General features: G+C 75.5%; 14 protein-coding genes. 2 read left to right on the top strand and 12 right to left on the bottom strand.

The genetic code is table 11. The annotated features are described in order from the left end of the window. Positions 1-33: 33 nt before the first annotated feature. The 12 genes from B086_RS0115030 to B086_RS0114975 all read right to left on the bottom strand — a co-directional run bounded on the left by B086_RS0115030 (position 34) and on the right by B086_RS0114975 (position 22,843). The gene (locus tag B086_RS0115030; RefSeq protein ID WP_158690392.1) at positions 34-2,625 is read right to left on the bottom strand and encodes an AMP-binding protein; all 2,592 of its coding nucleotides are present in this window, start codon (positions 2,623-2,625) and stop codon (positions 34-36) included. Continuing rightward, entirely contained in the window at positions 2,625-3,950 is a 1,326-nt protein-coding gene (locus B086_RS0115025) for an aminotransferase class III-fold pyridoxal phosphate-dependent enzyme (RefSeq protein ID WP_018567239.1), read from the bottom strand. Before B086_RS0115025 ends, B086_RS0115030 begins: the two co-directional genes overlap by 1 nt. Beyond that, entirely contained in the window at positions 3,947-5,503 is a 1,557-nt protein-coding gene (locus B086_RS0115020; RefSeq protein ID WP_018567238.1) for an aldehyde dehydrogenase family protein, read from the bottom strand. Before B086_RS0115020 ends, B086_RS0115025 begins: the two co-directional genes overlap by 4 nt. Positions 5,504-5,539: 36 nt before the next feature. Continuing rightward, positions 5,540-6,931 (bottom strand): KamA family radical SAM protein, encoded by a 1,392-nt coding sequence (locus tag B086_RS0115015; protein WP_018567237.1) that lies wholly within the window; start codon positions 6,929-6,931, stop codon positions 5,540-5,542. Between the two features lie 44 nt (positions 6,932-6,975). Then, positions 6,976-12,813, bottom strand: a complete 5,838-nt coding sequence (locus B086_RS0115010) for a non-ribosomal peptide synthetase (RefSeq protein ID WP_018567236.1) — start codon at positions 12,811-12,813, stop codon at positions 6,976-6,978. A gap of 43 nt (positions 12,814-12,856) precedes the next feature. Further along, on the bottom strand, positions 12,857-15,994 hold the full coding sequence (locus B086_RS0115005) for a non-ribosomal peptide synthetase (protein WP_018567235.1): 3,138 nt from the start codon (positions 15,992-15,994) through the stop codon (positions 12,857-12,859). 66 nt (positions 15,995-16,060) lie between these two features. Beyond that, positions 16,061-17,350, bottom strand: coding sequence for an ATP-grasp domain-containing protein (locus B086_RS40045; protein ID WP_158690391.1), 1,290 nt, complete (start codon positions 17,348-17,350; stop codon positions 16,061-16,063). 4 nt (positions 17,351-17,354) lie between these two features. Beyond that, the gene (locus B086_RS0114995; protein ID WP_026252444.1) at positions 17,355-18,530 is read right to left on the bottom strand and encodes a hypothetical protein; all 1,176 of its coding nucleotides are present in this window, start codon (positions 18,528-18,530) and stop codon (positions 17,355-17,357) included. Further along, entirely contained in the window at positions 18,527-19,744 is a 1,218-nt protein-coding gene (locus B086_RS40040) for an acyl-CoA dehydrogenase family protein (RefSeq protein WP_018567233.1), read from the bottom strand. Before B086_RS40040 ends, B086_RS0114995 begins: the two co-directional genes overlap by 4 nt. Next, positions 19,741-19,995 (bottom strand): phosphopantetheine-binding protein, encoded by a 255-nt coding sequence (locus B086_RS0114985; protein WP_018567232.1) that lies wholly within the window; start codon positions 19,993-19,995, stop codon positions 19,741-19,743. The genes B086_RS40040 and B086_RS0114985 overlap by 4 nt, the downstream gene beginning before the upstream one ends. Further along, positions 19,992-21,311 carry a hypothetical protein gene (locus tag B086_RS0114980; protein WP_018567231.1) on the bottom strand — a complete coding sequence of 440 codons (1,320 nt, stop codon included), beginning with the start codon at positions 21,309-21,311 and terminating at the stop codon, positions 19,992-19,994. The genes B086_RS0114985 and B086_RS0114980 overlap by 4 nt, the downstream gene beginning before the upstream one ends. Beyond that, on the bottom strand, positions 21,308-22,843 hold the full coding sequence (locus B086_RS0114975; protein ID WP_018567230.1) for a class I adenylate-forming enzyme family protein: 1,536 nt from the start codon (positions 22,841-22,843) through the stop codon (positions 21,308-21,310). Before B086_RS0114975 ends, B086_RS0114980 begins: the two co-directional genes overlap by 4 nt. On the opposite strand from B086_RS0114975, the gene asnB reads away from it, so the two are divergent. After that, positions 22,842-25,130: an asparagine synthase (glutamine-hydrolyzing) gene (asnB, locus tag B086_RS0114970; RefSeq protein WP_078509866.1), complete on the top strand. Its 2,289-nt coding sequence runs from the start codon at positions 22,842-22,844 to the stop codon at positions 25,128-25,130. The two genes, B086_RS0114975 and asnB, sit on opposite strands and share 2 nt — an antisense overlap. After that, complete coding sequence (locus B086_RS0114965) at positions 25,130-26,914, top strand: carbamoyltransferase (RefSeq protein WP_018567228.1); 1,785 nt, start codon at positions 25,130-25,132, stop codon at positions 26,912-26,914. Before asnB ends, B086_RS0114965 begins: the two co-directional genes overlap by 1 nt. Positions 26,915-26,919 lie beyond the last annotated feature (5 nt).

The raw sequence follows: 26,919 nt of genomic DNA, 5'->3' as shown, positions 1-26,919 counted from the left end.
GCCCGGCTCCGGCCGTGCGGGTGCCGGGCGCCGCTACGCGGGCCCGGTCGCGCGGGCCAGGAGGGCGGCCCGGTCGACCTTGCCGGTGGCGGTGGTGTCGAAGCGGGGCAGCACCGTCACCGAGGCGGGCACCATCGGCCGGGGCAGCAGCTCGCCCAGGGCGCGCCGGACGGCGGCGGGCTCGGCGTCCCGGCCGGTGACGAAGGCGCGCAGGCAGGGGGTGCCGGTGCGGTCGTCCAGTACGACGACGGCCTCGCGCACGCCCGGCGCCCGGCGGGCGACCTGCTCGACCTCCTGGAGGTCGATCCGCCACCCGTTGAGCTTGATCTGGCTGTCCCGGCGGCCCGCCACCCGGAGGTTGCCGTCGCCGTCGAGCCGGCCGAGATCGCCGGTCCGGTAGACCCGGACGGTCCGTCCGGCCGGCCGCACCGTGGTGAACGGCGACGGGCCGGGCCCCTCGCCGAGGTAGCCGAGGGCCACTCCGGGGCCCGCGATGACCACCTCCCCGACGACCCCCTCCGGCAGCACCGCGCCGTGCCGGTCGACGACGGCGACGGCGGCACCGGCCACCGGTGTGCCGACATGGATGCCGCCCGCCGGGTGCATCGGTCCCGCCGTGGCCGTCGACGTGGTCTCGGTGGGGCCGTAGAAGTTCCACACCTCGACGGCCGGATAGCGGTCCCGGATCCGGCGCAGCAGGTCGGCGGAGAGCGGTTCGCCGCCGAGCAGCAGCCGGTCCAGGCGCATCGTCGGGCCGTCCCCGGCGTCCTCCTCGTCGGACAGCAGCGCCGAGAAGTAGCTCGGTACGCAGTTGAGCGTGACCGGCGCCGCCATATGGCTCAGTTCGGCGCGGACCGCCTCCAGGTCCAGCCGGTGGGCGGTCAGCAGCTGCACGCAGCCGCCCGCGTACAGCGGGCCCAGGGTCTGCTTGAGGCTGGCGTCGAAGATGGGGCTGGAGACCACGGGGACCGGGCTGCCGCCGGCCAGCAGGGCGCGGGCGGCCCAGTCCAGGTAGTTGTCCAGGCTGGGCCGGCCGACCGCAACCAGTTTCGGCACGCCGGTCGAACCGGAGGTGCGCAGCAGATACGCCGGGGCCGCGAAGTCCCCGGCGGGCGGCGCGGGCAGTTCCTCCCCGTCCGGCCCGGCGTCCTCGAGGTCGCGCAGCGCGAGGACGGGGCATCCTTCGGGGGCCGGGACGGCGGGTGCGCCGGTGCCGGTGAGCAGCAGGGACGCGCCGGAGCGTACGAGGGCGTCCCGCAGCCGGGCGGCGGGTTCCTGCGGGGACAGCGGCAGGAACGTGGCGCCGCGCGAGGAGACCGCCAGCAGTGCGGCGAGCAGGTCGGGTTCGGCGTCGGCCAGCACCGCGACGACGGCACCGTCGGCGAGTCCGGCCAGCCGGGCGGCCACGGCGGCGGCACGGCGGCCCAGCCGCCGGTAGCTCCAGGTGCGGATGCCCTGGCGGCAGGCGGGCGCGTCGGGCCGGGTCCTGACGTGCTCCCGGAAGCGGGCGGCCAGGGGCGCGGCGGGCGCCGCGGCGGCCCGTGCCTGGGCGCGGGCGAGCACCGCGGCCTGCCGCTCCTCCTGGCCGGCGGGGAGCAGGGCGAGTGCGGACAGCGGGGCACCGGGGCGGGCGAGCAGGTCCGCGAGCAGGCCCTCCCACAGGTCGAGCAGCGCCCGCAGGCGGTCCTGTCCGGCCGGTGCGGCGGACTCGGCACACAGGACCGGGCCGGTGCCGGTGCGGCGCAGCGAGAGGGTGACCGCGTCCCCGGCCGGGCACGAGAACTCCAGCAGCTCCCAGCCGCGGGGCAGCGGCGGCGTGCCGCGCCGGTCGAGGACGAGGTCGAAGGGCGGTGCGCCCGCGAAGGCGGGGCCGGTGCGCGGTTGGGCGAGGGCCGTCCGCGCGTCCTGGTCCGGGTCCACGGGCCGGGCGGGCACGGCCTCCTGTGCCCCGCGCGCGCCGGTCCGGTCCGTCCGGTCGGGGCGCACGGTGCCCAGCGTCTCCGGGGCCACGCCCAGGCGTTGGAGTACGACGGTGAGCGCGAGGTGCGCCACGTCGTCCGGGGTACGGCCCGTCTCCCCGGCCAGCCGGTCGAGGCGGGGCCCGAGGGCGGCGGGCAGGCGGCGGTCGAGGTGCCGGACGTACGGGCCGGAGCCGGTGCCGGGGATCACGTCGGCGAGGCGGAGCAGATCGCCGCGGGCCGCATCCGGGGAGCCGCCCGGCCGCTCGGGAGCGGGCGGCTCCCCGGCCGCGGCCCGCTCCCACCGGACGGTTCCGCCGCCGTCCCGCGCGTCCGGTGGAGCCAGCAGCCGGGCGGTGTCCGCGAACAGCCGCCCGACGGCGGCGGCATCGGCCGTGTCGGTGGGGCAGGAGAGCGTCAGCTCGGTGCCGTCCGCCGTGGCGCGCACGGCGGTCCGTACGGACGCCGGGGCGGGCGGCCCGGGTGCCGCGGCCAGGGCCGCGCCGAGCGCGGCGCGCACCGCGGCGGCGGTGGCGGACGCGATGCGCACGGACACGGTCAGCCGGTGCTCCCCGTGGCCGGACGGTGTCCCGGTGCCGTCCGTGGGGCTGCCGTCCGTACGACTGCCCTGCGTGCGACCGGCGTCCGGGGCGAGGTGAGCGGGCATCAGCGGATCCCCGCCGCCGCGCACGCGGCGACGGCCTCGCACAGCAGGTCGGCGCCGGTGGCCGCCTGGTCCTCGCGCAGCACCAGGGGCGGGGAGACGCGCACGGTGCGGTCGCCCGCCTGGAGCACCAGCAGACCGCGGCGGAAGCAGGCGGCCTCCACCTCGGCGGCGAAGCGGGCCGAGGCGAAGGTGACGCCGATCATCAGGCCGAGGCCGGTCACGCTCTCCACGTGCGGTCCGTCCGCGAGGTGCTGGAGCCGGTCGAGCAGGAACGCGCCCTGCTTCAGGGCGTTCTCGGCCAGCGAACCGGTGACGAGGTCCGCCGTGGCCAGGGCGGCGGCGCAGCTGACGGGGTTGCCGCCGAAGGTGGAGCCGTGCGTGCCCACCGGCCAGTCCATGACTCCGGCGCGGGCGATCATCGCGCTCAGCGGCAGCCCGCTGGCGAGGCCCTTGCCGGCCAGCAGGATGTCCGGGGTCACGCCGTAGCGGTCGCAGGCCCAGAAGGCGCCGGTGCGTCCGCAGCCGGTCTGCACCTCGTCGGCGATCAGCAGGATGCCGTGCCGGTCGCACAGGGCGCGCAGGCCGCGCAGCCAGTCCGCGTCGGCAGGCACGTAGCCGCCCTCGCCGAGGACGGGTTCCACGAGGACCGCGGCCACCTCCTCGGGCGCGGTCAGCCGCGTGAACAGCACGTCCTCCAGATAGCCGGGGACGGTGGTGCGGGTGCCGTCGGGGTGGGTGAACGTGTCGTTGTACGGGGCGTGGAAGACCCCGGGCGGCAGCGGGCCGAATCCGTCGCGGTAGGTGTGCTTGGAGCCGGTGACCGAGACGCTGCCGTAGGTGCGGCCGTGGAACGAGCCGAGGAAGGAGACGACGTGGGGGCGTCCGGTGTGGCGCCGGGCGAGCTTGAGGGACGCCTCCACCGCCTCCGTACCGGAGTTGGCGAGGAACACCCGGGCGTCCTCGCCGAACGGACTGAGGCCCGCGAGCCGGGCGCACAGTTCGGCGTAGACGGGGACGTAGAAGTCGGAGCTGCAATAGTGCAGCAGCCGGGCGGCCTGCTCCTGGACGGCGGCGACCACCCGGGGGTGGGCGTGGCCGGTGGAGTTGGTGGCGATGCCCGCGTTGAAGTCGAGCAGGACGTTGCCGTCGGCGTCCTCGATGAGGCAGCCCTCGCCGCGTACCGGGACGCAGGGGTAGGCGCGGGGCAGCGACGGGCTGGTGACCTGCTCGTCCTCGGCCACGGTCCGGCGGGCCCGCGGACCGGGCAGGGGGGTGCGCAGCACCGGGCCGGAGTGGTCGCCGAGCCGGCTGACCTGGTCGTTCATGCCTGGTCTCCTCGCAGACTGTGGAGGGTGCGGCTCTGTTCCCGCACATAGAGCTGGGTGTAGTGCTCGCCGCCGCCACCGCGGCCGGTGCTGCCGGAGCCCTTCCAGCCGCCGAAGGGCTGCATGCCGGGCCAGGCTCCGGTGGTGGCGCCGCCGGGCCGGTTGACGTAGACGACGCCGCAGTGCACGCCGTCGAGGAAGGCGGCCGTCTCCGCCTCGTCGTTTGAGAAGAGCCCGGCGGACAGGCCGAAGCGGGTGGCGTTGGTCTCGGCCAGGGCGTCCTCGAAGGTGTCGAAGCGGGAGACGGCGACCAGCGGCAGGAACAGCTCCTCCTGCCACAGGGGTTCGTCGCGGGGCACGGCGACGACGGTGGGCTCCAGATAGACGCCGTGCGCGTACGGGCCGCCGGTCAGCCGGGCGCCGCCGGTGAGCACGGACCCGGCCGCCGCGGCGGCCTCCACGGCGCGGGTGAAGCGCTTGGCCGCGCGTTCGTCGATGACCGGGCCGTAGTCGGTGGCGCGTGCGCGCGGGTCGCCCACGCGCAGCCGGGCGGCCCGTTCGACGACGGCGGCGACCAGGTCGTCGTGGACGGTGTGCTGGACGAGGACCCGGGAGCACGAGGAGCACTTCTGTCCGCCGAACCCGAAGGCGGAGCGGACGATGCCCTCGGCGGCGGCATCGAGGTCGGCGTGCCGGGTGACGATCGCGGTGTTCTTGCCGCCCATCTCGCAGACGACCGGGCGCGGCCAGGGCCCGGCCGCGGTGCGCTGGAGGATCTCGGTGCCCACGTCGTAGGAGCCGGTGAAGGTGATGCCGTCCACGCCCGCGCCGACGAGTTCCGCGCCGACCGTGGGTCCGTCGCCGAGCAGGACGTGCAGGGCCTCGGCGGGGACGCCCGCGGCCACGACGGTCTCGCGCAGCCGCAGGGCGGCCAGGTAGCCGTGCTCGGCCGCCTTGACGACGACGGTGTTGCCTGCGGCGAGGGCCGCGGCGGCGGGACCGGCGATCAGGGCCAGCGGGAAGTTGAACGGCGCGATCACCGCCCAGACGCCGTGCGGGCGCAGCACGCTGCGGGTCCGTTCGCGCGGGGAGGCACCGGCCATGGGCCGTTCGAAGCCGCCGTCGGCCCGCCAGCGGGCGCTGTAGTAGCGGAAGAACTCGGCTGCCTCCTCGGCCTCGCCGATGGCCTCCAGCCGGGTCTTGCCGATCTCCAGGGTGAGCAGGGCGGCCAGGTCGTGGACCTGTGCGGAGATCCGTTCGGCGGCCGCCTCCAGGATCTCCAGGCGTTCCGTCCAGGGCCGCCCGGCCCAGGCGGGCTGGGCGGCGCGGGCGGCGGCCACGGCGTGGTGGACCTCGTCGGGGTGCGCCTCGGTGAAGTGCCCGACGGCGATCCGCCCGTCGAGCGGGGAGTGTTCGGTGCGGTGCGGGCCGCGGGCGGCGCCGGGCGGGTGGTGCGCGCCCAGGCGCTGTGCGGCGAGGGCCTGTTCGTAGGAGCGGTGCAGTTCCTCCCCGGGCAGGGCCAGGTCCGCGTACGTGATTCTGCTGGATGCCATCGGTGCGTCCTTGCGAAGCGGGGGCGGTCGGGGGTCTCAGGCGGTGTGCCGGTCCCACCAGCGGCGGCCTTCGGGCGGCAGGGTGTGCAGCGGGTCGTAGTAGAGGAATTCGCCCGTGTCGCCTCTGTCGCCGGTGTCGGTGAAGCGGGCGCCGGTGGTGCTGGGCTCCCAGCGGGAGATCCCGGTGACACGGTCGTACGCGGCGGCCTGGTGGACCCAGCGTTTGCCGAGGTAGGGCACGTCGCAGACCAGGCGCGGCGTGGCGAAGCCCGGCAGGTGGCCCATCAGTTCGCTCTGGAGTTCCTGGGCGCGGCCGAGCGGCAGCCGCCAGTGCTCGCTCTGCGGGATCATGTCGCAGAGGTAGAAGTAGTACGGCATCACACCGGCGCCGTCGAGCAGGGCGAAGCACAGGTCGAGCAGCGCCTCGGCGCTGTCGTTGACCCCGGCGAGCAGCACGCCCTGGTTGCGTACGTCGCGCAGCCCGGCGGCCAGGACGGCGCGGGCGGCCTCGGCGACGAGCGGGGTCACGGACTGGGCCGCGTCGGCGTGGGTGTGCAGGGCGAGGGAGACGTCCTGGCGGGCGGCGCGCGCGGCGAGCCGGTGCAGGCCGTCGAGGACGTCCGGGGCGAGCCAGTGCTGGGGCAGCCCGACCAGGGCCTTGGAGGCGAGGCGGATGTCGCGGATGTGGTCGAGGTCCAGGAGCCGGTCGACGAACGCCTCCAGGCGCGGCCAGGGCACGTTGGCGACGTCGCCGCCGGAGACCACGACGTCCCGGATGCCCGGGGAGGCGCGCAGATGGGCGAGCATGGCCTCGGTGCGGTCGGCGGGGCGCAGCGTGAAGCGGGTCTTGGCGACGGTGGGCGTGGAGTTGCCGACCAGGTCCATGCGGGTGCAGTGCCCGCAGTACTGGGGGCAGGTGGAGACCAGTTCGGCCAGGACCTTGTTGGGGTAGCGGTGGGTGAGTCCCTCCACCGCCCACATCTCGGACTCGTGCAGCGAGTCGCGGGCGGCCATCGGGTGGGAGGGCCGGTCGGGGTGCCGGTCGGAGGCCAGGGGCAGCATGTAGCGGCGGACCGGATCGGTGCGGAACGCCTCGCTCAGGGAGCCCGGTCCGGCCGGACGGGCGTGCGGCATCAGGGTGTTGAGCATCTGCGGCGGGATCAGCAGGGACATGGTGGCCTGCTTGTCCTGGTCGGCCTGGAGGTCGTCGTAGACGCAGGTGTCGAGCAGGTCGCCGAGGAGCGCGCGCAGGTCCCGGACGCTCTTGACGCAGTGGCTGCGCTGCCACTGGGCGGAGCGCCACTCGGCCGCGGTGACGGTGCGCCAGCCGGGGAAGCGGGTCCAGTCGGGCTCCTCCAGGGCGCGCCGCCGGTAGACGTACGGCGTCACGGGTGCGGTGGGGGTGAGGGCGGGGGCGGGGGCCGTCATGCGTTACCTCCGTGGGTGCGGCGGCGGTGGGGGCGGGGGTGCCGTCAGTTCTGCGTGCCGGCCTCCCGCAGACTCCGGGCGAGGGAGGTGACGGCGGGCCGCCGCAGCACGGAGTAGTGGTCGGCGTCGACGGGCAGGACCTCCGGTCCGGTGCCGCCGGTGAACCGTTCCCAGCCGAGCGCGGGCGAGGTGCCCTCGGGGCGTTCCTGTCCGGTGGCCCGCACCAGCAGGATCCGGTCGGCGTCGAGCCGCCGGGCACCGGGGCGGTAGCGGGCGGCGGCCCGGGAGTGGGCCAGGTAGACGGCGAAGCGGCGCCGCAGCTCGTCGTCGGGACCGTCCGCCGTGCCGTCGGGCGAGACCAGGGATCCGGGGTCGGGGATGTCGCCGGGGAAGCCGGTGCCGGCGAGTTCGGCGGTGAAGGAGCGGGCGCGGGCGGCGGCGTCGCCGTCGAAGCCGTCGTAGGCGCGGGTGCCGGGCGCGTAGGTGTCGACCAGCAGCAGCAGTGCGGCGCGTTCGCCGTCGAAGGAGAGCTGGCGGGCCATCTCGTGGGCGACGAGTCCGCCCAGCGACCAGCCGGCGATCCGGTAGGGGCCCTCGGGCTGGACCTTGCGCATCTCGTAGAGGTAGGCGGCGGCGAGCTGGCGGATGTCGTCGCGGGGCCGCTCGCCGGGTGCGGTGCCCTGGGCGCGGAAGGCCAGGACGGGTCCGTCGTCGCCGAGTTCCCCGGCGAGCGCGCGGAAGGGCAGGACGTCTCCGCCGATGCCGTGCACGCAGAACAGCGGGCGCCCGCCGTCCCGGCCGCGGGAGAGCCGCACGAGCTGGCCCTCGTCCTCCGGCTCGGCCGTCTCGCGGGCGCTGTCGACGGCGCGGGCGAGTTCGGCGATCCGAGGCATCTCCAGGACCTGGCGCAGGGTGAGCTGGGCGCCGAGCTGCTTGCGCACCCGGGTGATCATGACGGTGGCGAGCAGGGAGTGGCCGCCGGTCTCGAAGAAGTCGTCGTGGACGCCGAGTCCGTCCTTGTGCAGCAGTTCGCCCCAGATCCGGGCGAGGGCCTGTTCGGTGGGGGTGGTGGGCGGGGCGGGCCGGTCGGCGGCGGTGGGCCGGGACCGGTCGAGCAGGGCCCGCCGGTCCACCTTGCCGTTGGGCAGCAGCGGCAGCGCGGGCACGGTGAACAGCAGTCCGGGGACCACCGGTGCGGGCAGCCGCTCGGCCAGGTGGCGGCGCAGCGCCTCGGCGCTGACGGCGGCGCCCTCGCGCGGGCTGTGGAAGGCGATGAGCCGGGTGCCGCCGTCCTGGGTGACGGCCTCGATGTGGCAGGCGGCGACGTCGGGGTGGGTCAGGGCGGCCGCCGCGATCTCGGCGGGGTGCACGCGCACGCCGCGGATCTTGAGCAGTCCGTCGCGCCGCCCCTGGGCGACGAGCGTCCCGTCGGGCCGCCGTACGCCGATGTCGCCGGTCCGGTAGGGGACGCCGTGGATGCCGGGCAGGACGTCGAGGTGTCCCGGCGCGCGCGGCGGGGCGAGATAGCCGAGGGTGCCGTGGCCGGTGTCGATGACGATCTCGCCGCGCTCGCCGGGCGCGCAGGGGCGTCCGCCGCGGCCGAGCAGCCGGATCCGGGTGCCGGGCAGCGGCCGGCCGACCGGCTGCACCCCGGGCAGCGGCGGTTCGGGCACCTCGAACCAGCTCTTGATCATGGTGGTCTCGGTCGGCCCGTAGAAGTTGACGACCCTGGCCGGGCAGCCGGGGAAGCGGCGGCGCAGTCCGCTCACCGTGGCGTCGGTCAGCGGCTCGCCGGCCAGGCAGACCAGGCGCAGCGCGCCGAGGGTGGTCCCGTCGGCGTCCGCGGCGACGGCGAGCAGCGAGCCCAGCACGCTGGGCGTGGTGTGCAGGACGGTGATCCGCTCGTTCTCCAGCCACTGGAGCAGGCGCAGCGCGTCGTCGCGGACGGCGGGCGCGGGCAGCACGACGGTGCCGCCGCAGGACAGCGGCAGGAACACGTCGCGCAGCACCGCGTCGAAGGAGTACGAGGTGAGCTGGGCGACCCGGTCGTGGGCGCCGACGTCGAACCGGCGGCGCTCCCAGTCGACGAAGTGGTCCAGCGAGCGCCGCAGTCCGAGGACCGGTTTGGGCTCGCCGGTGGTGCCGGAGGTGAAGAAGACGTACGCGGCGCCGTCGGGGACCCGGCTCGCCGGGAGGGCGGACAGGTCGGGCGGGGTCGCGGTGGGGCGGGCGTCGGGCCCGATGTGCAGGGCGGGCACGGGCAGTTCGGTGTCCGGTGCGCCGACGACGACGGCGAGCTGGACGCCCGCGCGGGCCAGCATCTCGCGGCGGCGCACCGGGGGCAGCGAGGAGTCGACGGGGACGGCGACACGGCCCCGGTCGGTGGCGGCGACGAGCGCCGCCACGGAGGCGAGGTCGCGTCCGCCGAGCACGGCGACGACGGCGCGCTCGGGCAGCGCGGCGTCCAGCGCCCGTACGGCGTCGGCGAGTTCGGCGTACGTCCAGGTCCGCCCGTCCTCGCGGACGGCCGCCGCTCCGGGCGTGCGCCGGGCGGTCTCGGTGAACGCGGCGTGGGCGGAGGGCGGGGTACCCGCCCCGACCGCCTCGCTCCCGGCGTCGGACGGGATGCCGTCCCGGCCGTTCTGACCGCCCCGCCCGTCTTTGCTGTCCTGCCCGTCCGGGCCGTCCGCCGGGAGCAGGGCCGGCTCGGGGGTGCGGGGTGCGCGGACGGCCGCGGCGAGCAGGGCGCGGTAGCGGGCGCCCAGCGCCTCGGCGACCTCGTCGTCGAACAGGTCGGTGTTGTACTCCAGTTCGCAGACCAGGCCGCTCTCGTCGGCGCGCACCATCAGGGTCAGGTCGAACTTGGAGGTCACGAAGGTGCCCTCCAGGTCCACCGGGCGCAGCGCGGTGGCCGGTTCGGTGCGCACCCCGCTCGGCGGCATGCGGAACAGCACCTGGAACAGCGGGGTGCGGCTCGGGTCGCGTTCCGGGTTCAGGCTCTCCACGATCCGGGAGAAGGGCACGTCCTGGTGCGGGTACGCCTCCAGGAAGGTGTCGTGCACGCGCTGCACCGCGTCCAGGAAGCCGGGCGCGTCGGCGAAGCCCATGCGCACGGCGTGGGTGCGGACGAAGAAGCCGACGGTCTGCTCCAGTTCGGCGTGGTCGCGGCCCGCGCTGTCGACGCCGACGACGACCTCGTCCTGGTGGGCGGAGCGGGACAGCAGCAGTCCGAAGGCGGTCAGCAGGGCCGTGTAGCGGGTGAAGCCGTGGGCCTGGCAGAACCGGTCGAGTTCGGCGGCGAGCGGCAGGTCGAGGGTGAAGCGCCGCACCTTGCCGTGGTGGGTGAGGCGGGCCGGGCGGGGCCTGCTCAGCGGCAGGTCGAGCTGGGGGGCGTCGGCCAGCCGCTCGGTCCAGAAGGCCAGGTGCTCGGCCAGCCGGGTCTCGTCGGTGCGCTCCCGCTGCCACAGCGCGTAGTCGCCGTAGCCCGGCGGGAGGGGTGCGGCGGGCTCGGCGTGCCCGGCCAGGGACGCGTTCAGCTCGGCCGCCATCACCTCCCACGACCAGCCGTCGCAGACGATGTGGTGCACGGTCAGGCCGAGCAGCAGGCCGCGCGGTTCGGCGATCAGACGGGCCCGCAGCAGCGGCCCCCGGGACAGGTCGAAGGGCCGGGCGGCGGCGGTGGCGAGGGCGTCCAGGGCGGCGGCGCGGTCCGCGGCCGCGGGCAGTTCGGCCAGGTCGGGCGCGCTGGTGTCGAGGACGATCTGCACGGGCCGGCCGTCGCCGCTCCCGCCGGTCCGGAAGACGGTGCGCAGCGCCTCGTGGCGGCGCAGCAGATCGCTCAGCGCGCGCTCGACGTCCACGGGCCGGGTGCCCGGGGCGACTTCGAAGGCGCCGGACATGTGGTAGGCGTGGCTGTCGGGGGCGACCTGGTGGACGAACCACAGGCCCTCCTGCTCCTGCGACAGCGGCAGCGGTCCGGTGCGGGTGCGGCGGGTGATCGTGTCGCCGCCGCCCGCGGTCCCGGCGCCGTGCTCGCGGGCCGCGGCGGCGAGAGCGGCGACGGTGGGGTGCCGGAAGAAGTCCTGCATGCCCACGTCGGCGCCGGTGTCGCGGCGCAGCCGGGACAGCACGCGGACCATCGTCAGGGAGTCGCCGCCCAGTTCGAAGAAGTGCCGCTCGCGCGGTACGGCGGCGACCGCGAGGCCGAGGACACCGGCCCAGACGGCGGCGACCTTCCGCTCCAGCGGGTCGGTCACCGGCTCCTCGGTCCCGGCGGGCTGTTCGTCGGCGGCGGGCGGCTCGGGCAGCCGGGCGCGGTCCAGCTTGCCGTTCCCGGACAGCGGCAGGGCCTTGAGGGGCAGCAGATGGGCGGGGACGGCGGCGGTGGAGACACGGGCGGCGACCAGGTCGCGCAGGTCCTGCCGCCAGCCGGCGGGGGCGTCGGGGCCGAGGACGACGTAGCCGACGAGTTCGGGGCGGCCGTCCGGGGCGGTGCGGGCGACGGCGGCGGCCTGGCGCACCGCCGGGTGCGCGGCGAGCGCGGCGGCCACCTCCGCGGGCTGCACCCGCACGCCGCGCAGTTTGACCTGGTCGTCGAGGCGCCCGGCCAGGTGCAGGGTGCCGTCGGCGGTGAAGCGGCCCACGTCCCCGGTGCGGTAGACGCGGTCGGCCGGGTCGTCGCGGAACGGGTTGGCGGCGAAGCCGGATCCGGCGGGCGCGTCCAGGTAGCCGCGGGCCAGGAACGGCGAGCGGACGACGACCTCGCCGGGCTCGCCCGCGCCGCACAGCGCGCCGCGCCGGTTGAGCACCAGCAGCTGGGTGTCGGCGATGGGCGTGCCGACGGGCAGGACGGTGTCGCCGGGGTCCTCGGGGACCTCGTGGCAGGACTGGAGGATGGTGCCCTCGGTGGTGCCGTAGAGGTTGAGGACCACCCCGGTGAAGCCGGGGAAGCGGGTGCGCCAGCGGCGTACCAGGGCGCCGGTGAGCGGTTCCCCGGCCAGGCCCAGCAGGCGGACGGCGCGCAGCGAGGGGCCGCCGGTGCCGGGGGCGGCGTGCAGCCAGGAGGCGAGCACGCTGGGCACGGTGTGGACGACGGTGACGGCCTCCTCGTCGAACCAGGCGAGCAGTCCCTCGGGGTCCTCGAAGGGGCGGTCCGTGGGCGGCAGGCTGAGCGTGGCGCCGCAGCCCAGCGCGAGGAACACGTCGCGCAGTACGGCGTCGAAGGAGAACGAGGCGATCTGCGCGACGCGGTCGTGCGGCCCGAAGCCGTACCGGGTCTGCTCCCACTCGACGTAGTGGGCGAGCGCGCCGTGCCAGCCGAGGACTCCCTTGGGGCGGCCGGTGGTCCCGGAGGTGAAGATGACGTACGCCGGGTCGCGGGCGTCCACCTCGGCGAGCGCGGCGGGCCCGGTCGCGGCCAGCTCGGTGTCGCGCAGCACCGGCCGGTCCAGGCCCTCGGGTGCGTCGCCGGTGGCGATCACGCGGCAGGCGCCGGACTCCGCCAGCAGGAGCCGGGTGCGGTCGGGTGCCTGCGCCGGGTCCAGGAGCAGCAGGACGGCGCGGGCGCGCAGCACGCCGAGGAGCGCGGCCACCGTCTCGAAGGTGCGCCCGCCGTGCACCGCGACGGTCTCGCCGGGCGCGACGCCCGCCGCGGCCAGGCCGGAGGCGATGCGGTGGGCGCGGTCGGCCAGCTCGCGGTAGGTCCACGCGCGTCCGGCGCGGCGCACCGCGGGGCGGTCGGGTGCCTCGGCGGCGAGGCGTTCCACCCGCGCGGTCAGCGGTACGGGCAGGGTCGGCGTGAGGGGGGCCGCCGCCTGCGCCGTGGTCGGCAGGGCCGGTGCGGGGGCGGTGAGCAGGCCCGCCTGGCTGCTGTGCGGGGTCATGACGGCAAGTTCCTCCGGGTCGGGTGCGGCGGGGAGCGCGGGCTCAGCGCCGCGGGGAGTCGAGGAGTGAGAAGTCGTAGACGTATCCGTCCGGGTCCCTCAGAGCCTGGTCGAGCAGGGTGGCCAGCTGGGCGGCGAGGGTGGCGGCCTCGGCGGCGCCGAACGCGTCGGCGGCGTACACCAGCCGGGCCGGCAGCGGGGCGCCGGTGCCGAGGACCTCCAGTTTCAGCAGGTAGTGGGTGCGCGGGCTGGGCTGCTCGACGACCTCGACGCGGTGGCCGCGGTGCTCCGCCCGCCAGGGGGGTGTGTTCTGGACGACGAGGAGGGCCTGGAGCAGCGGGGAGCGGCCGGGGCCGCGGTCGGCGTCGGCCAGCGGCATCCGTTCGATGGGCAGCCGTCCGTGGGCCTGCGCGGCGGTCGCGGTCTCCCGGGCCCGCGCGAGCAGTTCGGCGAACGTCTGGTCCTCGTCCAGTTCCAGGCGCAGCGGCAGGGTGTTGATGAAGCAGCCGACGAGGGGTTCGACGTCCACGCCGGTCCGGTTGGCGACCGGGGCGGCGACGATGACGTCCTCCTGCTGGGCGAGGCGGCCCAGCAGCAGCGCGTACCCGGCGAGCAGCACGGTGAAGACGGTGACCTCGTGCCGGGCGCAGAACGCTTCGAGGCGCGCGGCGAAGCCGTCCGGCCACACCACGTCGGTGACCCCGGCGGCGATGCTCAGCTCCGGGGGGCGCCCGGGGGTGCCGGCCGGGCGCGGGGGCGGGGGCGGGTCGCGCAGCACCTCGGTCCAGTACGCCACGTCCTCCTCGCGTTCGGGCTGAGCCGCCTCCCAGGCCGCGTGGTCCTGGTACTGCACCGCGAGCCGGGGCAGGCTCGCGCCGTCCTCGGCCCACAGCCGGGCGACGTCGCGGGCGAGCACCGACCAGGACCAGCCGTCGGTGACGATGTGGTGCAGGCCGAGGGCGAGGAAGTGGTCGTCGTCGGCGAAGGTCAGCAGCCGGGCGCGCAGCAGCGGCCCCCGGGCGAGGTCGAACGGCGCGGCGCCGATCGCGGCGCAGGCGTCGCGCACGGCCCGCTCCCGCCGCGCGGCGTCCAGTCCCCGGTGCTCCTCGCCGGGCACCTCGACCGGGACGGCGTCGGCGATCACCGGGACCGGGTGGCCGTCGAAGTCGGGGAACGCGGTGCGCAGCACCTCGTGGCGGCGGGTCAGCCCGGTCAGCACCCGGGCGGCGCCCGCCGGGTCGATCGCCCCGGTGAGCCGCAGCCCGCCGTGGATGTTCATCGCCACGTCCGCCGGGTCGGAGCGGTGCAGCAGCCACATGCGGCGCTGCGCCGAGGACAGCGGCAGCCGGCCGGTGCGGGGCACGGCGGGCACCCGCGCGCTCTCCCGGCCGCCGGAGGCGAGCGCCTTGTCGACCAGTTGCACCAGGCCCTCCAGGTGCGGGGTCTGGAGGAACTCGGCCGTGTACAGGTCGATGTCGAACGCGCGGCAGACGGCGGCCACGAGCTGCCCGGCGAGCAGCGAGTCCCCGCCGGAGACGTAGAAGTGGGGGCCGGGGCGCGGGACCATCTCGCGCCAGATCCGGTGCACCCGGGCGGCGGTGGTGCCGGGCTCCGGTTCCCCGGCGGGCCAGGAGGTGTCGGGTCCGGCGGCCGTGCCGGTGCTCTCCCCCGGTGGCGGCCAGGGCAGTCCGGCGCGGTCGACCTTGCCGTGCCGGCTCAGCGGCAGCCGCTCCAGCGGGATGAGCGCGCCGGGGACGAAGGCGGCGGGCAGGGTGCGCCGCAGCTGTTCCGCGAGGCCGGCCGTGCCCGCGGGGCCCAGGGAGCCGGTCACCCAGCCGACGAGGACGGGCCGTCCGGTGGGCCAGGTGCGCAGGCCGACCACGGCCTGGTCGACCTCGTCGAGCGCCTCCAGGGCGGCTTCGACCTCGCCCGCCTCGATGCGGACGCCGCCCAGTTTGACCTGGTGGTCGATCCGGCCGTGGTAGTCGATGACGCCGTCGGGGCGCAGGGAGGCGAGGTCCCCGGTGCGGTAGAGGCGGGCGCCGGGCTCGTCGGCGTAGGGGTCCGGGACGAAGCGGGCGCGCTGTTCCTCGGGCCGGTTGAGGTAGCCGCGGGCGATGACCGGCCCGCCGATGCACAGTTCACCGGTCTCCCCCTGGGGCACGGGCCGCAGCTCCGGGTCCAGGACATGCAGCCGGGCGCCGTCGATGGCCCGTCCGATGGGCACCCGGTCCGGGTCCCGGCCGGGGGCACACTGCCAGTGCGTGACGTCGACGGCGGCCTCGGTGGGGCCGTAGAGGTTGTGCAGTTCGGCGGTGGGCAGCACCTCGAAGAAACGGTCCCGCAGGCGTGGTCTCAGCTCTTCGCCGCTGACCAGGACGCGCCGCAGCGACGCGGCCCCGGGGTGCGGCAGCTCCTTCAGGAACTCCTCCAGCATGCTCGGCACGAAGTGCGTCACGGTCACCCGGTGCCGTCGGACGGTCTCCAGCAGATGGCGCGGGTCACGGTGGCCGCCCGGCCGGGCGAACACCAGCCGGGCGCCGGTGATCAGCGGCCAGAACAGCTCCCACACCGACACGTCGAAGGTGTACGGCGTCTTCTGGAGCACGGTGTCGCCCGGCCCGATCGGCAGCGTCCGCTGCATCCACTCCAGCCGGTTGACGATGGCGCCGTGCTCGGTCAGCACGCCCTTGGGTAGACCGGTGGAGCCCGAGGTGTAGATGACGTACGCCAGGTCACCGCTGGTGGGCGCCACGGGCCCGGCGGTGTCCGGGCCTGGGGTGTCCGGGGCGAGTGCGTCCGGGTCGAGTGCGGGCACCGGCCAGGGCCGGGCGCCCGGCGCCGTACCGGGCGTGGTGAGGACCGCGACCGCAGCCGAGTCCGCGAGGAGCAGCCGCAGCCGCTCGGGCGGGTCCTGCGGCGCCAGCGGCAGATAGGCGGCGCCGGCCCGGATCACGGCCGTCACCGCCACGGCCAGGGCGGCCGACCGCTCCAGGGCCAGGGCGACCACCCGGTCGGGCCCCGCCCCCAGCGCCCGCAGCCGCGCGGCGACGGCCCGGGAGCGCCGCGCGAGCTGCCCGTACGTCAGTGTCCCGTCGTCGGCGACGACGGCCACCGCGTCCGGGGTGAGGGCGCACTGCCGGTCCAGCAGATCCATCAGGGTCGACGTGCTCGTGTACATGGTCACTCCGCTGTCGTCTCTCGTGCGGCCGGCGGGAGGGCGGGGCAGGTGCGGGGCAGGGGCGGCTCAGGACGTCCGGTAGCCCAGGCGCCCGGCCTGGTCGAGTTCGCCGACCAGCTCGCGGTGCGAGGCGTCGTCGGCGGCGCGGTCCGGGTCGGCGGGGTCCACGACGAGCCGGATCCGCGAGGCGAGGTCCTCACTGAGCGCGAGGGCCTCGGCGGCGGTGTCCGCCCGGACCACGACATAGCCGGCCCGGTCCAGCGACCAGCGCAGCCGGGGCACGCTGCGGCCCACGGGGAAGTTGACGTGCAGTTCGAGGACCTGCGGGTGGGCGCGGACCTCGTCGGCGCCCAGCACCTCGCGCACCACACCGCGCTCGGCGGTGAAGAAGCGCACGGCGGTGCCGCAGCGGGCCGGCGGCGCGGCGGGCAGCTCCTCGGCGGCGCCCGCCGCCCAGGCCAGGCCCAGTTCCTCCAGGTCGACGCCGTACACGGCGTCGGCCATGGTGTTCAGCCGGTCGCCGCCGCGCCGGTTGTGGCCCTCGACGATCTTCGGTCCGGCGGCGGTCAGCTTCACCTCGACGTGCGAGAGGCCCTCGGTGAGCCCGACGCACTCCAGGAAGGAGGCGACGAGTTCCTCGACGGCACCGAGCCGGTCGGCGTCCAGCGCGGTCGGCAGCGAGTGCCCGAACTCGATGAAGCCCTCTCCGGTGATCTTGTCGCAGACGGCCAGCATGACGTAGCGCCCGTGGAAGCTGATGCCGTCCACGCTGATCTCGTGGCCGTCGAGGAACTCCTCCATCAGGAACAGGTCGAGCCCGACCTCGCGCAGCCGCCCGGCCACCGAGGGCACCTCGTCGGCGGCGTCCACCCGGAAGACCCCGAGGCTCGCCGAACCGGCCACCGGCTTGGCGACGAACGGGTAGCCGTGCTCGGCGCCGAAGGCCGCGAGGTCGGCCTCGCCCCGGCCGAGGGCCGCCGCGACGGTGCCGACACCGGCCTCGCGCAGATGCTCGCGCATCGCCCACTTGTCGGTGAGCAGCTTGACCGTCTCGTACGACGCGCCGGGCAGGCCGAGCGCGTCGACCAGGTGGGCGGTCGGCAGCAGCGCCTCCTCGTAGACGGTGAAGACGCCGTCCAGCGGCCGGGCGGCGTGCAGCGCGCCCACGGTCTCCACCAGCAGGTCCCGGTCGTGGTAGTCCAGCACCAGCGTGGTCACCGAGTCGGCGAGTCCGGCCGGCAGGCTTCTGAACTCCTGCGGCGACTGCACCGACAGGACCTCCAGGTCCAGCGCCGCGGCCCGGCGCAGCAGCGGCTCCCTGGCCGCGATCACACACACCCGCTTCTTCGTCGACACGATGTCATCTCCCACTCGTCGTACGGCCCCCGGCGGGGGCCACCGGCGCCAGGACGTCCCTGAGCCGGTCGCGCAACTCGTCCTCGAAGGCGCCGAGCCGGCGCAGCTCGCGCGCCATCCCCTGCTGGGGCGCGTGGCCGCGCCGGATCCGCAGCGCGTTGTACTGGACGGCGCGGACCACGCCGCTCCACAGCGGCAGCACCCGTTCCTCCAGCCAGTCGCCGAGTCCGGCCGCCGCCGGGCCCAGCAGGGCGGCGGCCTCGGCGGCGAGCACCTGCCGGAACAGCGCGCGCCCGCGCGCCGCCACCCACAGGTCGCTCTGCACGGCGAGGACCTCCGGTGTGCGGCCGGCCTCCGCCAGCAGCTCCGCGAGCGCCTCCACCGCGGCCCGGCCGGTCAGCCACCCCGGGCCGGGGTCCGGCGGCGCGGCGGTGCGGTGCAGCATCCGGCGCAGGACGTCCGCCGCGGCGGCGGGCGACACGGCGGCGGGCGGCACGGCGGCGGGCGGCACGGCGGCGCCCGTGCCCGGCGGGTCACCGGCCGCCGACAGCTCCAGCCACTGGTAGGGCAGGCCGAGCCGGGCGGCCGGGTCGGTGCCAGCGCCGGTGCCGGTGCCGGTGCCGCCCAGGGCCAGCCGCTCGCGCGTGCGGTGCGCCGGGTCCGGGGGCGGCGGGGCGGCGGCCAGCGGGCCGAGGGCGTACGCGTCGGCCGGGGCGCGGCAGGGGCCGAAGTCGCCCCGGTCGTCGCTCCAGGTGAACACGTCCTCGACGGCCGTCCGCCCGTCCCGGTGGGTGACGGCGAACCAGTGCGGCGCGGGCGCGGCGCCCGCCAGCCAGGGCAGCCGGTCGGTGGACCCGGTGACGATGACGGCGCCGTCCCGGCGGGCGGCGGCCTCGACGGCGCGCCCCGCCTCCTCGGCGTCCGCCGCGCCGCGCCGCACCAGCGGCAGCGCGAACGTCTCGCCGTCGCCGGTGAGCGGCGTGTGCTGGTGCACCACCTCGCACCGCGTGCCGTCCCGGCGCACCCCGAGGAACACCTGCCCGCCCAGCACCGCCCGGTGGGACAGACCGCGGGCCTCGGCCAGCACCGCCACCGCGGCCGTGTAGCAGGACAGCAGGTCGCCCCGGACCGCCGTACGCCCCCCAGGGACCCCCGCGTCCGCCGCGCGCCGCCCGTTCACCGGCCCTCGCCGCCCTCGGTGAGCAGGGCGTCCAGGCCCGTGTCCGGGAAGGAGCACGCGGCGCGGTCCATCACCGCGAGCCGGCCGCCGGCGGCGGCCAGCCGGTCGTTGCCGTACATCAGGGGGGCGGCCCGCAGATCGCGGAAGAGCCGCTCCAGGTCGGTGCCCGCGTCGCGCCGGTAGCCCCAGGCGAGCCCGGCCAGGCCGAGCAGGGCGTCCACGGCGGCGCAGGTCTCCTCGGAGACGGTCAGCTTGACGTTGTTGACGAGGATCTGGAAGGCGGGCGCGTCGAGCCGGGCGCCCGCCCGGTCCGGGTCCTCGCCGGGCAGCGGCGCCGACCGGGCGCGGTGTTCGGCGAGCGCGGCGAGGACGAGCGCCTCGGCGCCGTCGATCCGGGCGCGGGCGCGGGCCAGCGCGTGGTAGGCGGAGTCGGTACGGGTGAGGGTGCCGGACCGCAGCAGCGCGACGACCTGGCGCAGCGCCCGGCGGGCGGCGCCGGTCCAGCAGGCGGCCCAGCCGAGATGGCCGACCGGGGCGAGGGTGCGCAGGGTGATCCGGGTGAAGCCGCCCTCGGGGTCGATGACCTGGCCGGCCGGGACGCGGCCGTCGAACTCCATCGCCACGTTCCCGGCGGCCCGCATCCCCATGAGGTCCAGCGGTCCGAGCACGGTGGCGCCGCTCTGGGCGCGGTCGGCGTAGACGAGCACCACGTCGTCCGGGGCGCTGTCCTCGGTGCGGCGCAGGGACAGCAGGAAGGCGTCGGCGTGCGCGCCGCCGCTGACCACGGGGGCGGCGCGGCGGAAGGCAACGGTGCCGCCTTCGGCGCGGGCGGCGGCGTGCGCGGTGAGCACATGGCCGCCCTTGCGGGGCTCGGTGGTCACCGAGCCGAGCAGGAGCTGCCGTTCGGCGACCCGGCGCAGGACACGGGTGCGCAGCGGCTCGGGGGCGTGGTCGCGCAGGATGGCGACCTGCTGGCAGTGCATGACCCAGAGCACGCCCGCTCCCGGGCTGGCCCCGCCGATCCGGTGGGCGAGCGCCGCCAGCGCGGTCAGGTCGCCGCCCTCGCCGCCCAGTTCCCGGGGCACGGCGTGGCCGAGCAGCCGGTGGGCGCGCAGCAGGGCGACGACGCGGCCCTCCGGGTCGCCGTCGCCGTCGGCGTCGCGCGCGAGTCCGGCGAGTTCCTTCTCCAGGGTGTCCGGGCCGGCGGGGGTCACGGCCGGGCTCCCGCGCCGAGCAGCGGCTCGACGGCCGCCCACAGGCTGGCCTCGGTGGCGAAGTTCTCGTCGGTGAAGCGGTCGTCGGGGAACGCGAAGTCGAAGCGGTCCTCCAGGTCGAGCACCAGGTCCACGGCGCGCATCGAGTTGAGGCCGAGGGCACGCAGCCGCTCCTCGGGCCGCAGCCCCGCCGCGTCGCAGGTGAGGTAGGTCAGCAGGACGTCGCGGAAGGCGGTGCGGGCGGCGCTCATGGATGCCTCCTGGGATGGATGTCGTGGCGGCTCAGCCGCAGCACGGTGGCGGCGCGGACCCGGCCCGCGTCGACGAACACCTCGGCGGGCGGACGGCGCCCGAGAAAACCGAGCAGGCTCGCCGTCATCCCGTAGGCCCCGCAGTTGGGGATCGCCAGCAGATCTCCGGGGCGTACGTCGGGCAGCGGGAGCCGGGCGTTGAGGACGTCGAGGGTGGTGCACAGGGGGCCGGTCAGGAGGGCTTCGCCGGTGGGTTCGGTGCTGCGGAAGTTCTCGGCTCCGCCGGTGCGCTCCGGACCCCCAATGGACCCGGCCCCGCCCGTCCGCCCCCCGCCACCCGCGGTCAAGGTCACCGCAGCCGCGGCCATCGGTGGTATGCGGCGCAGTCCGGCCATGCCGCCCAGCGCGTTGATGCCGCCGTCGGCGACGACGACGCGGCGGCCCTTGCTGGTCTTCACGTCCTGGACGCGCACCACGAACCGGCCGGCCGCGCCCGCCAGATAGCGGCCGGACTCGAAGGCGAGTTCCACGGGACGCTCGGCGAGCGGGGCGATCCGGTCCTTCAGGAGCCGGGTGAGGAGCGGGCGCAGGGCGCCGAGGTCGGGCCTGCCGCCGGGGACGAGGTAGGGGTGGCCGAAGCCGCCGCCCAGGTCCACCGCGCGCAGGTCGAGGCGGAGGGCCCGCTGCGCCTCGGTCACGGCGTCGGCCGCCGCGGTGAACCAGTGGGCGAGCTGGGCGGGTTCGTGGACGTTGCTGCCCGAGTAGACGTGGTAGCCGATCAGGTCGACGCCCTCGGTACGGAACGCCTCGGGCGAGCGGCGGACCCAGGAGACGTCGCTGCCGAACTGGGTGGGCGCCCCGCCCATGGCCAGGCCCGCGCCCGCCGGGTACGTCTCCGGGTTGAGCCGCAGCAGCGCCTCGGCCCGGACCCCGGCGGCGCGGGCGATGGCGCCGAGGCGGGCCAGGTCGACCGGTGACTCGACGGAGAAGCGGCGCACACCGTGCGTGAGGGCGTGCCGCAGTTCGGCCGCGGTCTTGCCGGGGCCGGTGCACAGCACGTCGGCGGCGGGCACCCCGGCCGTGCGGGCGGCGTCCAGCTCGGACTCGGAGCAGACCTCGGCGGAGCAGCCCGCCGCGGCCAGTTCCCGCACCAGTTCGGGGTGCGGGTTGGCCTTGAGGGAGTAGTAGAGCCGGGCCTCTTCGGGCAGCGCCCGGCGCAACGCGGCGTGGGCGGCGCGCAGTTCGGCCAGATCGTAGACGTACAGGGGGGTGCCGTAGCGCTCCGCCAGTCCGGCGAGCAGCGCGGATCCGGTCATGCCGTGCCCCCGGTGAGCAGGGTCTCCAGCGCCGCGGTGTCGGTCTTGCCGTTGCTGCGCAGCGGCAGGGCGGGCAGCGGGTGGATGTGGTCGGGGACCTTGAACCATTCGATGCGCTCGGCGAGTTCGCGCCGGATGTCCTCGGCGGGGCGGCCGCTGACCACGGCGAGCCGGGCGGGCCGCTCGGCGCGCGCGGGCAGGCAGTGCGCCTTCTCCACGCCCGGTACGTCCTCGGCGGCGAGGGCGACCTCGGCGGCGCTGACGCGGAAGCCGTTCGCCTTGTAGACGTCGTCGTCGCGTCCGCTCACGTACACATAGCCCTCGGCGTCCACACGCCCCCGGTCGCCGGTGAACAGCATGGTCTCCTGGGCGGGTCCGACGCGGCGCAGCCGCTGCCCGGTGAGTTCCGGGTCGTTCCAGTAGCCGCGCATCAGGTGCGGTCCGCGCACCACGAGTTCGCCCTCCTCGCCCGGCGGCAGCACGCGTCCGGTGCGCGGGCACAGGACGAGGACCTCGGTGTCGTCGAGGGGCCGGCCGGCCGAGGTGGGCCGCTGCTCCCACTCCTCGGGGAGCAGCACGGAGACGCGTTTGCACTCGGTGAGCCCGTACATGGCGACGACGTCGATCCCGGGGAACGCCTCCTTCACCCGGGCCGCCAGCGCGGGCGAGAGGGCCGCGCCGGTGTTGGTGAGCATGCGCAACGGCGGCCGCTCACGCTGCCGTTCGGCGAGCCGGCACAGCGACCAGGTGAGTCCGGCCACCGAGGGCAGCACGGTGACCTCGTGCCGCAGCAGGAAGCGCGGCAGGCCCGGTCCGGCGTCCACCCCGTGTCCGACGGCGACCGCGGCGCCCGAGTACAGCCCCAGGTAGAGCTGGTAGAGGCCGTAGTCGAAGGTGAGCGGGAGCACGCAGCCGATGACGTCGCCGGGCCGCAGGCGCAGTCGGCGGGCGATGGCGCGGACGCAGAACAGCACGCCCGCGTGGGTGCTGACCACGCCCTTGGGCCGTCCCGTGGACCCGGAGGTGTACAGGATGCTCACCGGGTCGGACGGGATGGGCGCGCCGGGCCCGGGGTGTGGCCGCGACGGGCCACCCGGGTCTCCGGGCAGGTCGAAGGGGCGCAGATCGCGTACCGGTGTGTGCCGGTCGCGGGCGGCGGCCGCGAGCGGCGCCGACCCGTCGGCGACCACGCAGGCGGGTGCGGCGTCGGTGAGCAGGTGCGCGGCGGCGTAGCCGGGCAGATGCGGGTCGGCGGGGATGTGCACGGCGCCGAGGGCGGCCGTGGCGAGCAGCAGCGCGAGGGTGCTCGCCGCGTCCTCGCAGGCGACGACGACCCGGTCGCCGCGGGTGATCCCGGCCCGCCGCAGGGCGTGCGCGGCCGCGTCGGCGGCGTCCCGCAGCGCGGCGAAGGTGACGGCGCGTCCGGAACCGACGACGGCGGTGCGGCCGGGCCAGCGGGCCGCGGCACGGGCGGCCAGCCCGCTCAGCAGGCGCAGCGAGCCGTCCTCGTCGGTGTCCGCGTCGAATTCCATGGTTATCGGGGACGATTCCGACAAGCGGTCACCCATGGAAAGTGACCGCCTTCCGCCGCTCTTGACGAACTGGACGGAATTCCAGGAGGTGCGTCGAAGGAGCTTGTGGAATCGGGCTCATGAGTTCTCATACAAGGTGCGGGCGCGGCGGGCGGTCAATGCCGTACGCCGTGTGCTCCAGCAATCCTTCAGCACGTCCCGATCGGGCCGCTTGCGCCGCTCCCGCCAGGGCCCGAGGGCCGGGCGGCGGCTGGAGCGGCGTTGGAGAAGTGCTCGACAGGCCCTGCCCGCGGGCCGTGTCGGTGCTACGTTTCCCTGGTCCCCGAGTGCGTTCCGATGGGCCGATCCATGCCGCTTCACAGTCGGCGCGGCCGTGTGCACTCGCGTCTTCGACACTGGGGAACGGTCTATTTCAATGTGCGGACTATGCGGTTTCATCAGCACGAAGGCGATTCCCGCCGAGGCCCCCGAGCTCAGGTCCATGCAGAACGCGATCCAGCATCGCGGCCCTGATTTCTTCGGCTCCCATGTGGAGGAGCACGTCGCCTTCGGTTTCGCCCGGCTCGCCATCAACGACCCGGCCGGCGGGCAGCAGCCGATGTACAGCGAGGACGGCCGCGTGGTCGCCATGACCACCGGGGAGATCTACAACCACCGGGACCTGCGGCGGCAGTTGACGGCGCGGGGCCATGTCTTCAAGACCGGTTGCGACACCGAGGTCGTGCCGCATCTGTACGAGGAGTACGGCAGCGACTTCGTCCGCCGGCTGGACGGGCAGTTCGCGCTGGTGCTCTACGACCGGCGCGAGCGCCTCTTCCTGGGCGCCCGGGACCACTTCGGGGTCACCCCGCTCTTCTACACCAGCACCGGCGACACCCTCGTCTTCGCCTCCGAGATCAAGGCGATCCTCCAGCACCCGGCGGTGGAGCGCGAGGTCGACCCGGTGGGCCTGGACCAGGTGCTGACCCTGCCCGGACTGGTCAGCCCGCGCACCATGTTCCGGGGTGTGCGCAGTGTGCCGCCGGGCACCACGGTGCTGTGCCGGCTGGGCGAGCAGCCGCGCGAGGAGAAGTACTGGGACCTCGTCTACCCGCGCGCCGACGAGCCCGTGGAGCGGCACAGCGAGCGGTACTACGCCGAGCGCCTGGAGGAACTCCTCGTCCGGTCCGTGGAGAAGCGCCTGCTGTCCGATGTGGGCGTGGGCCTCTATCTGAGCGGCGGGCTCGACTCCTCGCTGGTCGGCGCGATCATGCGGCGGCTGATGCCGGAGGCGGACATCCCCTCGTTCTCGGCGGCGTTCCCGGAGCGCGAGCTGTCCGAGGCCGACCACCAGCGCACGATGAGCCGCGCCCTGCGCACCGAGCACCACGAGCGGTTCATCCACGGCGACGAGATCAGCGAGCGGCTCAGACAGGTGATCCGGCACACCGAGTGCCCCCTGAAGGAGTCCTTCGACGCCGCCGCCATGGCGCTGTCGGAGACCGTGCACGACAACGGCGTCAAGGTGGTGCTGACCGGGCAGGGCGCCGACGAGTTCTTCGGCGGCTACATCGGCTACCGCTTCGACCAGGTGCGCGGCGGCCAGGTGACCGGTTTCGGCCCGGACGAGCTGCGCGAGGCCGAACTGCGCGCGCGGGTGTGGGGCGACGAGAACTTCTTCTACGAGGGCGACGACGTCGCCTTCCGCGCCACCAAGCGCGCCCTGTACGCGGACGGCCTGCTGGAGGACGTCCCGGACATCGACTGCCTGGAGCATCCGCTGCTCGACCGGGAGCGCCTGGCGGGGCTGCACCCGCTGCACCGCCGTTCCTACATCGACCTGAAGGTGCGCCTGGCCGACCATCTGCTGGGCGACCACGGCGACCGGATGGCGTTCGCCAACTCCGTGGAGAGCAGGCACCCGTTCCTGGACCGGGAGCTGGTGGAGTTCGTGGCGAGCGTGCCGCCGGATCTGAAGGTGCGCGGCCTGGAGGAGAAGTACCTGCTCAAACAGGTCGCGCGGGACTGGATCCCGGCATCGATCGTGGACCGCGAGAAGTTCGGCTTCACCGCGCCCGGCAGCCCCTACCTCCTGCGGCAGCAGGACGAACTCGTCGAGTCGCTGCTCGATCCCGTACGGATCAAGGCGGACGGCTACTTCGACCCGGGCGCCGTCGCCCGGCTCGTCGAGGAGTACTCCCGGCCCGGGTTCCGGATCAACGTCCCCTTCGAGAAAGACCTGCTGATGACTGTCATCACGTTCAACCTGCTGCTCGACGAGTACGACCTGCCGCGGCGGGGCCGGTGATGGCCGCCCGCGCGGACGGGCCGGTCGTCGTCGGGATATCGGCGCACTTCCACGACTCGGCGGTCGCCGTGCTGGTGGGCGGGGAGCTGGTCAACGCGGCGCACGAGGAGCGCTACACCCGCGTCAAGCAGGACCCGGGCCTACCGCACCGGGCGCTGCGGCACTGCCTGGACGAGGCGGGGCTGACCCTCGCCGACGTCGACTGCGTGGCCTACTACGAGGACCCGGTCAAGAAGCTGGACCGGCAGCTGTGGATGGGGCTGCCGAAGGTGCCCGACACCCGGCCCGATGCGCTGTTCCGCCTCGACGCGGACCGGCCGCGCCGGGACGTGCGCGAGGTGCTCGGTTTCGACGGCCGGCTGGAGATCGTCGAGCACCACCTCTCGCACGCGGCCAGCGCCTACTACTACTCCGGTTTCCCCGACGCGGCCGTGCTGACCGTCGACGCCGTCGGCGAGTGGGCGACCACCACCTGGGGCCGGGGCGACGGCGACCGGCTCGACCTGGTCGACGAGGTCCGCTTCCCGCACTCCCTGGGCCTGCTGTACTCGACGATCACCGGGCACCTCGGGTTCGAGGTCAACGAGGGCGAGTACAAGGTCATGGGCCTCGCGCCCTACGGCGAGCCCCGGTTCGCCGACCGGGTGCGGCAACTGATCACCATCACCGACGAGGGCACCTTCACCCTGGACCTGTCCTACTTCGACTTCCGCGACCCCGACGGCATGGGCACCGAACGGCTCACCGAACTGCTCCGGGTGCCGCCCAGGGAACCGGAGTCGGAGATCGGGCAGATCCACTGCGACCTGGCCCGCAGCCTCCAGCTGGTCACCGAGGAGACCCTGCTCGCGCTGGCCGCCCGCGCCCGGCGCCTGGTGCCCTCCGACCGGCTGTGCATGGCCGGCGGTGTCGCGCTGAACGTGGTGGCCACCCGCCGGGTCGTCGAGGAGGGGCCGTTCAAGGAGGTGTTCGTGCAGCCCGCCGCCGGGGACGCCGGGGGCAGCCTGGGCGCCGCGGCGGTGGCCCACCAGCGGATCACCGGCAGCCGGATCGCCCCGGCCCGGATGCGTTCGGCGCTGCTCGGCCCGCCCGTCCCGGCCGCCGAGGTGGCCAGGACCGTGGAGGCGGCCGGTCCGCGCGGCTTCCTGGACTTCCGCGGCCGGGAGCCCGAACTGCTCGACGCGGTCGCCGGGCGGCTCGCCGAGGGCAAGGTCGTCGGCTGGTACCACGGCCGGATGGAGTTCGGGCCGCGGGCGCTGGGCGGCCGGTCCATCCTCGCCGACCCGCGCGGCGCCGACATGCGCGACCGCATCAACGCCTCCGTCAAGATGCGGGAGGCGTTCCGGCCGTTCGCGCCCGCCGTGCTCGCCGAGAAGGCGGCCGAGCACTTCCGGCTCGACCATCCCTCGCCGTTCATGCTGGAGACGTGCGAGGTGATCTCGCCGCTGGACCTGCCGGCCATCACCCACGTGGACCGCTCGGCACGGGTGCAGACCGTCACCGCGGCCGACAACGGCCGCTTCTACCGCCTGATCAAGGCGTTCGAGGCGCGCACCGACTGCCCCATCGTCCTGAACACCTCGTTCAACCTGCGCGGCGAGCCGATCGTGTGCACCCCGCAGGACGCGCTGCTGTGCTTCCTGCGCTCGGCCATCGACTGCCTGGTGCTCGAGGACTTCGTGATCGACCGGGATAACCTGCCCGCCGCCTGGCGCACCTGGTTCGAAGGAACCCGCCCGCCGCGCGCCTCGGTGGTCAGCGACTCCGTCTACACCCTCCTCTAGGCGAA

Source organism: Streptomyces sp. PsTaAH-124, from assembly GCF_000373685.1.
Taxonomy (GTDB): Bacteria; Actinomycetota; Actinomycetes; order Streptomycetales; family Streptomycetaceae; genus Streptomyces; species Streptomyces andamanensis.
The sequence above is the reverse complement of the archived record's forward strand: the minus strand, read 5'-3'. Positions and strand labels throughout refer to the sequence as shown.